The sequence below is a fragment of the Pseudozobellia thermophila genome (assembly GCF_900141855.1).
Taxonomy (GTDB): domain Bacteria; phylum Bacteroidota; class Bacteroidia; order Flavobacteriales; family Flavobacteriaceae; genus Pseudozobellia; species Pseudozobellia thermophila.
This window is the reverse complement of record NZ_FQYU01000003.1, coordinates 119,160-136,036: the sequence shown is the minus strand read 5'-3', so window position 1 is coordinate 136,036 and position 16,877 is coordinate 119,160. Positions and strand designations below refer to the sequence as shown.

The following is a 16,877-nucleotide window of genomic DNA, read 5'->3' as shown; positions in this document are numbered from 1 at the left end:
CAGCGCATGAATAACAGAATTTCTTTACTTTTCGTTCTTTTTCCCTTATTGCTACCCTCTTGTAAAGAGGAAAAAAAACAAGTAGAGATCGGCACTACAGAACACCCTAACGTATTGTTTATTGCTGTAGACGACCTGAACAATATGCTGAGCATACTCGACAACTACCCAGCTGCCAAAACACCGAACATTGACCGTTTGGCGGCAAGAGGGGTGATATTCCCCGATGCGCATTGTCAAACGCCCTTGTGCGGTCCTTCCAGGGCTTCACTGATGACGGGCCTACGGCCATCAACAACGGGTATTTATGGAATGATTCCCGATGATAGCATAAGGTCGGAAAAAAATCCTGCCACCAAAGACATCATACTATTACCGGAATACTTTAAAAAGTACGGTTATCGCACCATGGGCGTTGGTAAACTTTTCCACAATCACGCTCCTGAAGGTGTTTTTCACGAATCGGGAGGTAGGTCCAAAGGTTTCGGCCCCCTACCTGAAAACCGTTTTGTCTGGGATGGTTTTGGCACTTCCGATCGCAAAAATTACGGCCGAACCAGTACGGATTGGGGCGCTTTCCCTGAAGTGGATTCCCTGATGCCCGACCATCAATCGGTCGATTGGGCCAACAAACGTTTAAGAAAGACCTATGACAAACCCTTTTTTTTGGGAATAGGCTTTTTAAGGCCTCACGTGCCCCTTTACGTGCCTCAAAAATGGTTTGATCTGCATCCAATAGATAGTATAAAAACCATGCCTTATCTAGCGGACGATTTAGAGGATGTTCCACCCGTTGCCCTACAAATTAACGATTTGCCGATGATGCCCAGCACAGACTGGGCCATTGAAAGTGGAGAGTGGCCAAAAATCATTCAAGCCTACTTGGCATGTGTTAGTTTTGTAGACCATGAAGTAGGAAGACTTTTAAAAGCCCTTGACGAGAGTGAACATGCAGATAATACCGTCGTCGTCCTTTGGTCCGATCATGGCTATCGCCTTGGAGAAAAGAGCACCTTTGCCAAGCACGCACTTTGGAACTCGGCCACCAACGCTCCCCTTATCTTTACCGGCCCCAATATACCTAAGGGAAAAATCATTAATAAACCGGTAGAACTTTTATCGATATACCCTACCCTGTTGGAATTATGCGGATTGCCGGCCTATACGAGAAACGAGGGAAGAAGCCTTGTCAGCTTAATGCTCAACAAGCATACCGATGCTCCACAAATTGCTCTTACAACCTACGGAATGAACAATCATTCGGTTAAATCGGAACGGTACAGATACACCCGATATGAAGACGGTACGGAAGAATTCTACGACCATAAATCCGACCCCAACGAATTTATCAACCTTGCAAACGACCCTAACTACAAGGATGAGATAACAAGGTTAAAACAACATCTCCCGGCCAAGAATGCCCATTGGGATACCAATTCGTCCTATACTTTTCAGCCCTATTTTGTTCAACAAAAAGCACGGGTCAATGGTGCTGAAAACAATGTTAAGGTAATAGGGGCCCCACAATAACTCCTCTCCCCCTAAAATTGTTCATGGAAACAATAGGCATAAAAAAACAGGGCAGCTTTCCCATGGCACACCGCCCCGTTCATCTTGTTAAAAACTAAATACCTAAAGCTTGGGCTCCCAACCTTTGGCATATTCCCTTCCCCATAAGGCCAAGGCTTTTCTATCCAACATTCTCCCGGTTTTTACATCTATATCAAAACCATTACCGATTCGGTAGGCTACATTGCCAAAATGAACCAAAGCCATACTTTTGGAAGCATCGTCTATGGGCGCCTGTAACTCTTCCTTGCCCCTAATGGCATTGAAAAAATTACCAACATGTATAGTGGTCATTCCTCCGCCACCGCCGAGTTCTATGCCTCCTTCTTTGGATTTGGATTTTACCTCCCTTACCAAATCACCATCGCGGTCATACAGCTTATAAAGGTCACGGTTAACAAAAACGCTGCCTTCACTTCCGTAGATGACCGTACCACGGCCGCCACCATAGGTACTGTAACCGTTTCTACTCTTTCCGTCCCATTTAATGGTGGTATTATTGTCGAACTTAAAAGTAGCTTCCATGGTGTCATACATTTCCCATCCGTCATTTACGAAAGCTGATTTTATACCATCGGCTTCCACGTGATTGGGAAAATCTACCTGCAAGGCCCATCGTGCAACATCAAGTTCATGGGTACCGTTATTGCCAAGCTCTGCCGTGCCATAGTTCCAACCGTACCAATGCCAGTTATAGTTCCATGTTTCAGAGGTATAATTTCGTCGCACCGCAGGACCTTGGAACAGGTCCCAATCCAAACCTTCAGGAACGGGTGCGTCTTTTTGAAGTGGAACTTCTCCCCTTTTATTGTTGAAAAAGGCGACGGCCTTATAGGGCGTACCAATGACACCATTATGAATTTCTTTTACGATTTCAATTGTATGTTCTGCAGAGCGCTGTTGATTGCCCATTTGTACAACTTTACCGTATTTCTTTTGTGCGGCGACCAACAGCTCGTTTTCGGCCATGTTGTGGCTACAAGGTTTTTCAACATACACATGCTTGCCTTCTTTGAGAGCCATTATAGACCCGGGGGCATGCCAGTGATCGGGCGTTAAGTTGAACAGGGCATCTACCTTCTTGTCATCAATAACCTTTCGAATGTCGTTTTCCAGTTTAGGGGTGTATCCGAGGCGTGTGGTCATTTCTTTGGCGGCCTTCTCGCGTTGACTTTTCATCACATCGCAGAGATATACCAGTTCTACGTTGTTGTCCTTCAACTCCACTGGGCTATATATGGCATTCACACGCCGCCCTAGGCCGGCAATGGCTACCTGTATCCTATCATTGGCCCCCAATATTTTTCTATAACTTTTGGCAGACAGGCCCGTTGTTCCCAACATAGCTCCCGTAGTACCTAAGGCCGTTTTTTGAATAAAAGCTCTCCTAGATTGTTTCATTATTGTAATTCTTTGATTTTTATATTCTTAAAATATACTTTATCTCCATGATCCTGTAGTAGGATATTGCCTTCTTTAACCTCTCCGAAATTTGGCCAGTCTTTATATTTACTAGATGCCACTAGGTCTCTCCATTGTTGATTTCCCCTCTTGTACTTAACCACCAAAATACCGTTAAGGTAGTGCTCAACATCATCTCCGTTGACCACAATACGGGCACGGTTCCATTCGTATTTATTAACTCTTTTTGGGGTAGACTCATAAGGATTAAAATTATGGGCATTGGCGGGAATCAAATCGTAAAGCGAAGCCAAGGTGCGGTTGCCATTTTCACCCTTTTTGGCATCTGGATGAAATTTGTCGTCTAGAATTTGGTATTCACACCCAATGGAAGAACCCTTACCCTTGTTCAAATCGGTATCGACAAAATATTTGATTCCGCTGTTGGCGCCCTTGGTAATTTTAAAATCAACCTCCAATTCAAAATCGCCGTATTTTTCTATTGTAACTATATCTCCGCCATTTTCAGATTCGGCCCCTCCGGCATCTGCAACCACCAGTTCTCCATTTTCTATAGACCAGCCTTCTGTGGGGAAATCGGTAAGCTTGGCCCCACGCCAACCGTTGGTGGTTTTACCATCCCAAAGTAATTTCCAACCTTCCGCTTGTTCCCTTTCCGTAAGTGTATTTTTCAGGTAACTGTATTGAACGATTTTTTGGTCCGAAACCTTTCTATGCTTCTCCAAGTTGGTAGTGCAGATTTGAATGTTCTTGAACTTTACCTGGCGGCCGTTCAGTCTTTCCGGGCACGAATGTACTTGTAAACCTATAAAACCGGAAGCATCCATATCGTCGATAACATCCGCTGATTGTATGCCGTTGACCCAGACCTTTAGACTGTTACCGATGGATTCAATTCGAAAAGAATTCCATTCATTTAATTTAAAGGCATCTTTTGCCTCAGGGTTTCGCTCTAGGTTATAGATCCACCCCCTACGTGCTTCGTCAAAAATTCCTCCGGTCCACTTTCTAGGCGAGGGATCCATCTCCATTTGGTAACCGTGGACCCTGCCTGCTCTATATTCGGGAGTACTTTGGGCCCTGAACATAACTCCTGAATTGGTCTCTTCTCCCAAATACGATTCAAAAGTGAGAATAAAATCATCGTAGGTCTCCTTAGTACACAGAAAAGTATTTGGGGTACCCGAAGTGTACGTTCCTATGATTGCCCCATCTTCTACCGTAAATGGGGCGGTGCCATTTTTTATTTCCCACCCCTCAAGGTTTATACCGTTGAACAAGGGTTTAAAATCTTCTTTTTTTTCCGCACAGGAAAGAAAAACGAAGGTCAGGCACAGTAAGCCTAAAAAGGTGTTCTTCATAATATGGATAATTATCTGTATTTGCTTAATCATCGCTATTCCAATACCAACCTAAACGAACAAGGCGCATACTGTTTTAAGGGTTGGCATCAACAAAGTCCGTTAAGATTTCCCTAATAGTATCTACGGTACCCTGCTTAAGGCCGTCTTTGGTAGCTCCGGTAATCCAGTAAAGTACCATCCCTGCATCGGAACAGTCCCATTTCCCCTTTTGAAACCTTACCACATCGTCAAGTTCAGCTATTTTTCCTTGAAGCCATACCCACTGTATTCTTGGGTCGGGATGGTCTTTGGCCCAATCCCACTGTGCCAAATCTACTTTTAACTTTGCGTTCTGATCCGGAATCCGCACTTCTTTCACTCCAAAATCCAAAATCTGTTGCCAAGTAAAAAAATCGCCGGCATCATCGTTTGCCGGGTGATGGGTAATAATCTTTACAAACCGATGTTTGGCTTTTGAACTGGCCTCAAGGGCAAAACCTATGATATCAGGTTCCCCCGCTTCAATAATCCAAAGCGGATTCCCTTCATCGGATTCATTGATGGCCCTGCTCAAATCTTGGATGGTTTCATCTCGCTGCCATTTGGCGTCATAAAAGGTAAGGTTCCCAAAGCCACCCCATCTTCGGGCCGTAACATCACAAGCGCTCTGCATAAGTGCGTGCCTTTCCTTTTCGGCTAGCCCGGAAATTCTTTCGTCTCTCACCAAATCACAACTATGGGAATAATGTACTAGCCTATCCGCTACTCCAGCAGCTCGCAATAAGGCAATAGAAACGGCCGTACCTCCCAAATCGTCCGGGTCTGGTGAATTTCCGTCGGCTACGATGGCCATGCGCCCTAGCGGAGGAGCTATTTTTGGCTTGAAAGACGCGCTGTCACCGGGCAACTCCAAAATAGCGGCAACCACGGTGTCTTGTGGGATAAAATCAATATCCTTCGTTAAAATAAACCGGTCAAACTCAAAGCCATCCTCCCGCATGCTAAACTGAATTTCATGGAGACCACTTCGGGGTATGTCCAAATAGATTTCCTTAGGTACACCACAATGTTCTTCCTTTGTTCGTTGCCGACTGGCCCAAGTCCATTGTTTTTTTCCATCGCACCATTGCATCCGTCGACCATGCTCCGGCCATGTTCCGTTTAGGCCTACATGCAGACCGTTATCTTCGGTACCAGTGCTGAACGCCCTGACCCAAACATAATAGCGACCAGGGTTGTTTATGTTCACCTTATAATGTACAATGGCCATTTTTCCCGGTTCATTGGAAAAATTTTCGCCCTTTATCAGTGGGTCGTCATGGGTAATGCGCGTATCGGGCAACAGCTCTATATAGGTTCTTCCGCTGGCGGTCAGGCTGTGGTTTTCGTCTTTATCTTTTTCGATATGAGGTGCATAGCCCTCTGTTGTCCGGTACCATTGACGTATCCCGGTATGACTCTGTTTGTAGAAGTCTTCCGCTTCCACGGCCACATACCCGTCAATTTCCTGAAAAACTTCCTTACCGGGACTATTGGCTTTGTCGATTTTTGATATTTGGGCAATAACCGAAATATGGCAAAGAATTATAATTATCCCTACCAATAAGTACTTGTCGGTTCTTATAAATCGATACCTCCTTATTGCCATTGCGCCCTATATTTAGAATGAGTTCACCTTCAATTGAAGGGTGTGTTTGCCTGGTGTCAGCCTAATACTCCCAAATGCCGTATGAACCTTCTTTCCGTTGTGAATCAAATCTTTACCTTGCACATCATTTAAACTAAATTCGGCGACCATATTCCCCGGAATTTCGATTTTGTAAGTCTGCAGGCGCGGGCTATTAAAAACATATTTTCCCTTTATTGCCCCACGCACGGTAGGCACCTTAATTTCGCTGGATTTTAATTGGCCCATTTGGGGCCTGATGCTCGCTATACCAAACCCTGGGGTTTTAGGCTTAATACCCCACAATCCCCTAGGAATTACATTGGCCGGCACCGCTCCCCATGCATGGTTCCAGTCTAAATTGACTTTATACTCATAATCCCAAGCTTCCATTGTAATGGTAGAGCCTGACCGTATCATATTGTACCAACTCCTTTTCGCTTTACTGGCCAATAATTCCAAGGCATAGTCCGCTTCACCCGCATTGTAAAGCCCGTTCATTAAAAATTGTGCCCCATATACGCTACAGGCCATACCTCGCGATTTTACAAATTCCACCACGGATTCAAGGTGTTCCTCAGGTACCAGACCAAAAGCCAGAGGCATCATATTGGCATGCAACGATGCATGGTCGGCACCAATTCCATCTACATAAACACCTCTTTTCTTGTCGAACATTCTTTCGTTAACCGCCTTTTTGACCTTTGCGGCGCGATACTGAAAATCCAGGGCATCTCCGGTCTTCCCCAAGATACGGGCAAATTCCGCCATAATTTTCATGTTTTCATAGAAAAATGAATTTATCACCGTGTTGTAGGGCTTAAAAACAAATCCATCACGTTCCCCTTTATTTCCGCTTTTCATAAAATTGGCGTTAGGCCAATCTACTATATCGGTCAAGGCTTTGCGGTAACCGGGTTTAAAGCCCAGTTTGTACATAAACTCCTCGGTTACCTTCGTCGATGTTATCAACCCCTCTTCATTGGACAGTTCATAGAGCGTCTTGTGCCTTAAGTCTTCATAATACCGTTCTATAAGTTCGGTATTGCCGGTATACATATAGTCGGCATATATCAAAAGGGCCACGTGTTGCTGCCATTCGGTCGGCCATGTTGGATGTTCCATAAAATATTCTATGGTGCGTCTAGCTATGGCGTATTCCCTATCGGTCGTATAGTGGCTCAACTGATTTAAATAGGCGTCGGCCTCGTACGGAATACGTTCCCTATCGCCGTCAACATATAAACCGGTAAAGGTCGTTGCCTTAATCGAATATTTACACAACTCCCATACCTGGTTCAAGATATCGTTGTCGCTATCAAAATCACTTGCCTCATCATCCCAATAACCGGTATGTCTTAACTGCTGAAAATCTTCGGCTTTTAAGGGCAATCTTGCCCCTTCGACCTCCATATACCTAAAAGGTAATAAGACCGGAAAGCCCTCAGGTAAAGGAATTGCCTTGCTTGGTCCTTTAAAGCGCTTATCAGGCACCGGATCAATTTCAATCCGGTATCTCGATTTACCCGGTTTTACATCAACCTTTATTTCTTGAAAGCGAATATTACTATGTTTTGGTGGCGTTCTGTTCACATGGCCATTTTCATCCAGCATTTCTCCTATCCGCACGGTCAGTGTATGGGGGTCTTCGGCCATGTAGTCAAAGTCTACCGTAGCAAAGGCGGCCTTGCCAAAATCGATAAAATAAATATCGCCCCGTTTTTCAAATTGAACGGGATGTACCTTTTCTACCTGATATTTATTTTCTGTTGAAATGATATAGCTATCACTTTCGCCAGTCGTGAATTTTTGGGTCCGGGAGTAATCTACCAAACGATTATCCTCATCCCAAATGCGCACCTTCCAATAGTAGGTTTTGCCAATGTCAAGAGGTTCACCGGCGTATTCCACATTCGTAGACTCTGTCGATGCAACACGCCCGCTATCCCAGACATTACCATTATTGGCATCGATACTGGTTTCGTTTGAGGCGACCAATATTTGATAGGCGGTTTGATATTGGGCCCCTAAGGGAACCGTCCAACCGAATTCTGGTTTTAGATCAAAAATTTCAACTCCTGTTTCGGGTTCCCTGATCAGCTCGACCGTTAAATCGGTCGGACCCATCCTAAACGCGTTGCTATTTTTTGCGATGAGTTCTTCTAATTTCGCACGTAATTTATCGGCTACCTTCTGATACTTCTTTTTACCGATCAAGTTATTGATTTCTTGAGGGTCTTTCTTAAGATTGTAAAGTTCTTCCATCGTTTTATCGTTTACATAACGGAAGTACTTCCACTCTTCGGTGCGCACACCTTCACTAGGTGGAATATTTTCGAAATCCCATAAATGCTCTATAAGAATGGTATCCCTAGCCATGGTATCGGTTTCTTGCCTCACAATCGGCATTAAACTCTTGCCCTGCCAAGATTCAGGAGCCTCAACACCCGCCAAATCGGCAATGGTCGGTGGCACATCAATATTTAATACCATGTCTTTAATATCTTGGTGTTTATTTACTCGGGGGTCGAAAACGATGAGCGGTACGCGTATGGAGTTATCGTACATCAACCACTTACCCGCCAATTGGCGTTCGCCCAAGAAATAACCGTTATCGCCCATCAAAATAATCACGGTATTGTCATCTATACCCTTTTCCTTTAATTTTTCCCTGATTTTTTTGATTTCCAAATCGATTCCGGAAATCATTCTGTAGTAACCTTTTAAACTGTGTTGGTATTTTTCTGGAGTGTCATAGCGCCAAGTCCAACGCAGTCGATTGAATCCATCCCTGACCGCCTTCGGTTGTGCTTCGAAATATTTGTCCGCTCCCAACTTCGGATTGGGTATTGTAGTGTTCCGTAGCAGGCTATCCGTAGTATTTTGCCAGAAGTACTGATCGGGTGCCCCATCGTGGGCATGAGGAGCGCTAAAGCTCAATGACAGGCAAAATGGCTTGTCGTTCCCAGCATTTTTCTCAATAAAATCCAATGCTTGTTGCCCGGTGTATCGCGTTAAATGAACCGTATCTTTGCCGATTGTCTTGTAATAGTAGCCCCTTCTGTCGTTGTATCGGTTGTTACGATCATAACTATCATACTCGTCGAACTGTTTGTCCAGATTATCATAGCGAACGCCATATTTACCAAAAAAACCAGTGTAATACCCATTATCTTTTAAAAGTTTGGGGTACGACTCAGACATATACGCTTCGCGTACGTTTCCGGTTTGAAAATTAAAGTTGTGCGCTCGCTCGTGTAAGCCTGTCAAAATACTCGCCCTACTCGCCGCACATATAGGCGTGGTAACAATGGCAGAATGAAAATAACTCCCCTCTTGGGCAAGCATATCCATTTGTGGTGTTTCCACATATTTGTTGCCGGCATAACCAATAGCATCAAATCGTTGGTCGTCGGTTAGAATAAAAATAATATTGGGCTTTTTCGATTGGTCAGGCTTTGCATTTTGAGCCAAGAGGTTAAGCGAGGTGAGGCAACCCAGGAAGAATGCAAGATTGACTTTAGAGTTTATTTTCATTTCATTTTCGGTTTTTGTCTGATTTGGAGGCCGGCCCGTTTAAGATGTGCAAGGTTATAAATTGCGATCCGATTATATTCCGTGAAGAAATTTCGTTTGTTAACTGATAAGATAATAGGCACTCGGGTTGAATATAGTATCCTCCGATGCGCATAGAACAGACCAGAGGATACCGTGTATTCATAACAGTTAAAATTAGTGTTTAGTTATTCACGGATGGATAAGGTTTGTTTCTCACGGGGTCGTTAAGTATATGGCCAATGCCGTTACTAAAGACATAATTATGATTTCTTACATTTTCATTCCAATCATTGGCAATTGCCGTTTTTGGCAGGGGAGCACCGTTGGCATTAATGGAAATATCCCAATCATCGTCCCTTCTATAGGCAATCAACCCATCATCTCCGGGAACCAGCGTTTGGTACACGTAAAAGGTTCCTGATACGGCCAAGGTAGGGACCTGTTGGATATAATCCAGTGTGATATGATATTTAAGCAGTGTTCTTAAACTTTCCATTTTTTCCGGGGTATCGACCAGATCCATTACCTCTTCAGGCGATAAATTCAGCTCGGCCTCTTCCCTATCGGTCCCGGTAAGTCCAGTCACAATTTCAATAACATCACCTTCACCTGTGAAAGCATTATTGTTAAGCAATAAATAGGTCCTTAGCGTATCTTTTGTTTGATTGAAAACGTCAATCATATCAGCCTTTCGAATAGCTGCTTCCATATACTGAAAGTGTTCACCGTCTAATGTACCATCTTCGTTGACACCGTTTAGGGAGCGAATAAATTCCCATGCTGTATTGTTTTCATAAGGGTCGGAAAATACCGCTCCACTTTTAAAATTAAAGGTGTCTTGTAATTCTAGTTCGCATGAACTAAGAAAAATACCTAAACACAAGAGAACCGTACTTTTTATAATGTTTTTCATTCTTGTTCTTTTTAAATTAATAGCCTGCATTTTGACTTAACAGCGGGTTTTCCAATAAATGATCGTTATGTATCGGCCATAACAAACGTTCTTCAGTCAAGGGTGTGGTAACACCTCGGGATTGTATAATGGGCGACATAACCTCAATAGCCTTGTCGTTTCTAACCAAATCCCACCATCTTTTGGCCTCGCCATAGAGTTCAAAATGGCGTTCATCTAAAATAAAATCAAGTCTTTCGGCTTTGGTAGCGCCAAATTCCACTTCGTCCACAAGGGGCAAAAGTCTTGCCGCCCTTATCTGATTTACCAGTTCAAGTGCCCTGGTACCATCTGCGTTCAACTCATTTTCAATTTCGGCCAATAACAGAATCATATCGGCATATCTATAGACCACTACGTCGGTCTCGTCTTCATTTGCAGGGTAAACCGTATCTCCCCATTTACCCGTTTTCGCCTCGCCCGGTTCAATACTACTCAATCCATTGTATCCGTTTTGCCTAGAATAGAAAAACCTCCAATCGCCATAGTTAAAGCGTTCTTCTTCCAAGGTACCCCCCATTCCATTATCCACAACTACCGTTCGGGTGGTGGCGGGATTTGTATCAGGGTATTTTTCTACCCATGAAATGGAATCGGTAGGAAACTTTTCCTTCCATTTAATTTCCATTTCTGGAGACATTAGATAAGAAGGTATACCACCACGGAACAACTGCGATATTCCCGAACGGTTCGGGTTACCCGTTCCTGCTTCCTCTCCGACCGCATCGTAACGAATGGAAAAAATCAACTCCGGCCCCTTTTGTACTTTACCAAAAGGTTCGGTATCGGTATTACTGTTATAGAATAGATCCCTCCATGCCTCAGGCGTGGTCACCAAACCATGGGTACCGAGCACAATCAAATTTTCAATTGCGGTTTTGGCCTTCGCATATTCTTTCAAATACATGTAAACCTCGGCCTGCAGGGCGTAGATACTCGATTTCGAAAACCTGAACTCATCTGATGAAACCGTACTAAGTTCTTGGGCCTTTAGCATATCTGGAATTATTACATTATTGACAATGGTGTTCACATCGGTTACCGGCCTGGTCACATCGTCCAAATCCTTGACCGGCTCGGTGAATACTGGCACATCTCCCCAAACCCTAATGGCATCGAAGTATGATTTGGCCCTAATCGCCAGTGCTTCCGCCAGGTAGTTTTTATTAAGTCCGGCTATGTTGGGGGCGCTTACGATCACTTCGTTGGCCCTACTTATGGTCAGGTAAAGGTTTGTCCACCTAGCGGCCCCGTTCCCCTCCGATATGACATTATTGGCAATCTCGTCGTTAAATGAATTGGCTCCTGTAGGCAAGTGGTTGTCCGATCGAAATTCACCCCAATAAAAATATTGGTCCTTGTAGAACGATTGCATTCCATCATAGACGGCAATGAGCGCGGCTAACAGGTCATCATTGGTTTCATAAAACGAAGCAGGGCCAATTTCACTGATGGGTTCTTCGTCGACCAGATCATCACATGACCAGGCCGCTATCGATATGGCCACGGAATAAAAAAGAATTCCAAAACCCTTTATCTTATTCAAGTTTTTAAATATCAACATAATAGTACTTTTAAAATTGAAGTTTAACGCCCATAATTATTTCTCTATCATTAGGATACCGAAGCTGGTCCATGTTGGGGGTTAGGGCACTCCCCCTGTTTCCTAGTTCCGGGTTATATCCATTATAGTTTGTCCAAGTAAGTAAATTGTTGACGGCAAGATTCAAGGATGCTCCCTTAACCCCCGGAATCTTGTCAATCACTTGTTTATCGAACTTATAATTGAACCGAACATAACGCCATTTAATAAAGCTACCGTCAGACACGAAGAAACTATTTGGTTTTAGACGGTTTTGTGGCACCCTGTCCAACCTAGGGTAGATGGTTTCGTCCCCAGGTTCAAACCATGCCCCATAGACTCTTTCGGGGCCCGGACTTTCAGCTCCTGCCGCCAAATCGTTACGATCTTCATCCCATCTGCTATAGATGTCATGGTTCAAGCTAAAGTCGAACAAGAAATTAAGGCTTAGGCTTTTGTAGCGAATGTCGTGGGAAAAGCCACCGTAGGTCGTCGCCAAACCATTACCGATTATTTGTCGGTCATCGGCTGTGATATTGAAATCACCATCGACATCTTCCCAGATGATATCACCCCCTTCGGGTGTTCTACCCCCTACCGTTAACCGATTAACATTTCCGTTATATTCAGAACCGTTTAAGGTATAATTGGTGAAATTACCCCCTGAATCGAAGTTTGGAGTCAATCGGGCACCGTCATCTGAATAGGCATTGGATTCATTATACTGGTACACACCCAGATTTTTGTATCCGAAGATATTGCCAATGGGTTCTCCTTCCCTGACCAAATATCTCCCTTGCGGATAAAACTCGGTGCCTCCATCCAATTTGGTTACCTCATTTTCTAGGAAACCGATATTAAAGTTACTGCTCCAGGTAAAGTTTTTTGAGTCGATTATGGTGCCAGAAATGTTAAAATCAATACCCTTGTTGTCCACCGCCCCGACGTTTCTTACAATTCCGGTAAAACCAGACTCCTCTGGCAATGGGGTAGTTGCCAAAAGCCCCGTGGTATTCTTTTCCCAAAAATCAAGATTTATCTCCAATCTGTTTTTGAAGAAAGACATATCAACACCCAGGTTGACAGATTCGGTTTCTTCCCAAGAAAGTTCGGGATTTCCCAAACGGGTGGCTGCAATACCCGATATACCATCGTAGGCGTACCCAGGTTCCAAAGCTCCGGTAAAGAGGTAATTGCCTATTCTTTCATTTCCAACAACACCCCAACTTCCCCTAACCAAAAGGTTGTTCAAAAATGTGCTGCCCTTCAGGAAGTTTTCGTTGCTTATTCGCCAACCTAAAGTTGCGGAAGGGAAGATTCCGTATTCATTTTCATCCCCAAAACGCGATGAACCGTCACGACGAATGGTACCCCCTATCAGGTATTTATCTAAAAAATCGTAGTTAAACCCGGCAAAAAGAGAAAAAAGATTGTGCCTTTCATTTTGATTGTTATCTCCGGTTATGGAGCCAGGCGACGCATTGTTCAAGGTTTGTACATACTCGTTATTAAGTATTCTAGACCTAAAATCGGTGTTCTCAATAAAGTATTTTTGAATTTGCATCCCGGCAAAGGCGCCCAGGTCATGATCGCCCCAATTCTTTTTATAATTAATAAAATTTTCTTGTTGAATGTCGTAGGTCATATCTTGACGCACCCTAGCCTGGTTGGAACCGGTATCGTATCGGTTCGCAATAAGTCTTGTATCAAAATCATCCTGCTTTCTGAACCTCCAATTGATACCCAAGGTAGATTTTAGGGTCAGGTTTGGAAACAACTGCAATTGGGCGTAATTAAAAGTTTGTATTCTATAATCGCGATCATCCCGTACCTGGAGATTTGCGAACGCCAAAGGGTTCTTACGACCTCCTATGGTCGGGGTGAAAGTTCCGTCAGGTTGATAAAGGGGTAGATATGGAAGGCGCTCCACCAAATGTGTAAAAACACCCCCCTCAGTCAATCCTGATTTGTCTTGATGCGTCAGCGATACCCTAGTGCCCAATTTTAGTTTGTTAGATACCTTTGCATCTAGCTTTAATTGGGTATTGATACGCTTATAATTACTATTGATAACTACTCCCTCCTCGTTCAGGTAACCGGTATTCCAAAAGAAAGTGACCTTCTCATTGCCCCCACTTACCGAAATATTCGTTTGATTTCGCACACCCGGCCTGGTAAGCAGGTCTTGCAGGTCGTAATCGTTTCTTCTTAGCAAACTTAGGGAATCCCTTTCCAGGCGCGGCAAGCTTTCCAAATCTCCCGACCTTTTCTTTTCCAGTAAAAAACGCTCTTCGGTATTGACCACTGGAAGATCGCCTACCAAAGTGTTAAAACCGGTTGTTTGCGAAAGCTCGATTGTAAGGCCACCAGACTTACCTGATTTAGTGGTAATAAGCACCACCCCATTGGCAGCTTTTGAACCGTATATGGCCGCCGTAGCACCATCTTTTAAAACTTCCAAGGATGCAATGTCGTTCGGATCGATATTATCAATATTATCCAACTGTTGCCCATCAACCACATATAAGGGCGAAGTGCCGCTTCCAAAGGTAGAAACACCACGTATGCGAATATCAAACCCTTGACCGGGACCGTTGTTACTTAAAATCTGGACCCCGGCCAGTTTACCCTGAACGGCATCAAAGGCTTGAACCGGGGTTGCCTGTTCAATTGATTCGGCCTTTACCGTAGAGATAGACCCCAGCACCTTTTTTCTCTCGACCGGGGCGTAACCGATAACCACAACTTCGTCTAAATTCTGTGAATCTTCTTCAAGGGTAATGTTCACAAGGTTGGTACTGCCAATAGATCTTTCAACGGTTTTATATCCGATATAGGAGAAAACAAGAGTTTTGTTGTTTCCCCTCAAAGTGATGGAATAATTTCCGTCAAAGTCGGAAACAACACCATTGGCCGTTCCCTTTTCCAAAATATTCACACCGGGAATCGGCATTCCATCGGCTGCTATGATCGTTCCCGTAATGGTTGGACCTTGCTGTCCCCAGCCCAAATAACCCACCAGTAGAAACGATGAGAACACCAAAAGACGTTTAAAATGTTCATGACTGTTTTTCTTCATTTTGCTAGATTTATATTGGTTGATTTTTTTTTGAAGTAGAAGGCAGCATTACAATGTTGTTCCGCTACCTTTTTAGGAAACCGCAAAATATTGGGAAAATATTGAGGTCATCGGTAAAAACAACTGCCCAATATTACCAATTCAAGTAAAATTCACTTGCCTGTACTGTCCTGTTACTAAAGGGTTTTGTACTTTTTTGTACCTATGTTGGATTATTTTTCACTTTAGGAAACTGAAACGGACGGAAACAAACCTCCAATTTTGACTTTTTCAAGGAAGATTCTGGACAAACTGCCTTTAAACAACTTTTGCCGATAGGATATTTCCAGATTATAACGGAGAGAACCGGGGAAGTACAGGTAAAGCCATTTTAAGGAAAATATCCTTCACATCCCGCAAGAGTGTTTAAGCACGCGTGCCAACATTCACTGATTTGGATGCGGTCTGCGTATTCATCTGGCTACCAATCTCGTTCGAAATTATACCTGAGGTCTTTTTTATGGAAAGTAGAAAAACGATGGCATAATACTATTCTTAACACGCCATTGAAGACCGTCTTAAACATAGCTTATGAATAGATTATTAAAAAATTAAAATAGTTACCTCTTCGGTACAAGAAATTTCAAGTGGGTAAATCTCCACAAATGAATTTAGTCTGGGGCTTCTTTCTTTATACCATTATCGGATTGTTTCTTTTGACCATGCCCTTTCTCCATAAATTGGAAATCGAACTAATCAACAACCTTTTCGTTGCCACATCGGCTATATCTACGACCGGACTAGTGACAATTGATATATTCGACCACTATACTTTTGGCGGTCAACTGATCATAATTGCCTTATTTCAAATCAGTGGAATCGGATATATGATCTTAACCACTTATTATATTTTGTTTACCGCGCATAGGATTACCCACTGGCACCACAAAGTTATCGGTACTGAAATTACATTGCCAAAAACGATAAAAAATCAAAGATTTCATCAATACCATCATTTCCATTCTTGCGATTGCCGTTTCTCCCGGATTTATCGTGATTACCGAGTTATGGTATAGATTTACGAACCGGTCAAAAGAAATTTCATTTACTACAAAAATTGTGGTTTCTGGCTTCACCCTCCTGTTATTGATTGGTACTACTTTTCTGTATTTCAATGAATCGAGTATCAAAAATTAAGGTTCTAGGTTAACGGAAGCCTTCTTTCAAACCATGTCATCGATGACGACGGTAGGTTTCAACACAATACCTATTGGGCAACTAAACCATTCGTCCTGTTATTGATTACGTTTTTAATGTATGTAGGCACCTCAACGTTCATACTCTATACCAGTTTATTCTTCTAGCCACTTTTTTACTTACATGTTCAGAAGAATTCGAACTTGAATCTCTTTTGTTCGAAGTGGCATCGGCACTTGGCACTATGGGATTAAGTACGGGAATCACAGCAAACCTGTCGCTCTTTGGAAAGACCGTGATCATACTTTTAATGTTTGTTGGTCGCGTGGGTGTTTTGACCTTTGGCTTTGCCCAACTTGAAAGAAAAAAATACCACGTCCAAAATGGAGGTAGACGATTTGGCGGTATAAGAACTATTCCCGACAATTGTCAATCGTTTTTAATTTTGGAAAGGGAGAGTCTACTAATTCGCCAAGAAAAGTAAGACCTGCCCAAATAAAATGGGGCGAATATAATAATCACCCCATTTG

The 16,877-nt window shown here is 43.3% G+C and carries 9 protein-coding genes; 2 read left to right on the top strand and 7 right to left on the bottom strand.

The genetic code is table 11. The annotated features are described in order from the left end of the window. Nucleotides 1-6 precede the first annotated feature (6 nt). Complete coding sequence (locus BUB37_RS10460; protein WP_072993156.1) at nucleotides 7-1,530, top strand: sulfatase; 1,524 nt, start codon at nucleotides 7-9, stop codon at nucleotides 1,528-1,530. Nucleotides 1,531-1,632: 102 nt separating this feature from the next. Here the strand turns inward: BUB37_RS10460 and BUB37_RS10455 are convergent, their stop codons facing one another. The 7 genes from BUB37_RS10455 to BUB37_RS10425 all read right to left on the bottom strand — a co-directional run bounded on the left by BUB37_RS10455 (nucleotide 1,633) and on the right by BUB37_RS10425 (nucleotide 15,171). Next, entirely contained in the window at nucleotides 1,633-2,970 is a 1,338-nt protein-coding gene (locus BUB37_RS10455; RefSeq protein WP_072993152.1) for a Gfo/Idh/MocA family protein, read from the bottom strand. After that, nucleotides 2,970-4,352, bottom strand: a complete 1,383-nt coding sequence (locus tag BUB37_RS10450) for a 3-keto-disaccharide hydrolase (RefSeq protein ID WP_072993980.1) — start codon at nucleotides 4,350-4,352, stop codon at nucleotides 2,970-2,972. Before BUB37_RS10450 ends, BUB37_RS10455 begins: the two co-directional genes overlap by 1 nt. A 76-nt stretch (nucleotides 4,353-4,428) precedes the next feature. Continuing rightward, on the bottom strand, nucleotides 4,429-5,982 hold the full coding sequence (locus tag BUB37_RS21785; RefSeq protein WP_212635284.1) for a hypothetical protein: 1,554 nt from the start codon (nucleotides 5,980-5,982) through the stop codon (nucleotides 4,429-4,431). A gap of 12 nt (nucleotides 5,983-5,994) precedes the next feature. Continuing rightward, nucleotides 5,995-9,537 (bottom strand): sulfatase-like hydrolase/transferase, encoded by a 3,543-nt coding sequence (locus BUB37_RS10440; RefSeq protein WP_094766681.1) that lies wholly within the window; start codon nucleotides 9,535-9,537, stop codon nucleotides 5,995-5,997. A 202-nt stretch (nucleotides 9,538-9,739) separates the two neighbouring features. Next, nucleotides 9,740-10,471 carry a hypothetical protein gene (locus BUB37_RS10435; protein ID WP_072993149.1) on the bottom strand — a complete coding sequence of 244 codons (732 nt, stop codon included), beginning with the start codon at nucleotides 10,469-10,471 and terminating at the stop codon, nucleotides 9,740-9,742. 16 nt (nucleotides 10,472-10,487) lie between these two features. Continuing rightward, entirely contained in the window at nucleotides 10,488-12,074 is a 1,587-nt protein-coding gene (locus tag BUB37_RS10430; protein WP_072993146.1) for a RagB/SusD family nutrient uptake outer membrane protein, read from the bottom strand. Between the two features lie 10 nt (nucleotides 12,075-12,084). After that, the gene (locus BUB37_RS10425) at nucleotides 12,085-15,171 is read right to left on the bottom strand and encodes a SusC/RagA family TonB-linked outer membrane protein (protein WP_094766680.1); all 3,087 of its coding nucleotides are present in this window, start codon (nucleotides 15,169-15,171) and stop codon (nucleotides 12,085-12,087) included. Between the two features lie 1,399 nt (nucleotides 15,172-16,570). On the opposite strand from BUB37_RS10425, the gene BUB37_RS21890 reads away from it, so the two are divergent. After that, complete coding sequence (locus tag BUB37_RS21890) at nucleotides 16,571-16,831, top strand: potassium transporter TrkG (RefSeq protein ID WP_244526810.1); 261 nt, start codon at nucleotides 16,571-16,573, stop codon at nucleotides 16,829-16,831. Nucleotides 16,832-16,877: the final 46 nt, after the last annotated feature.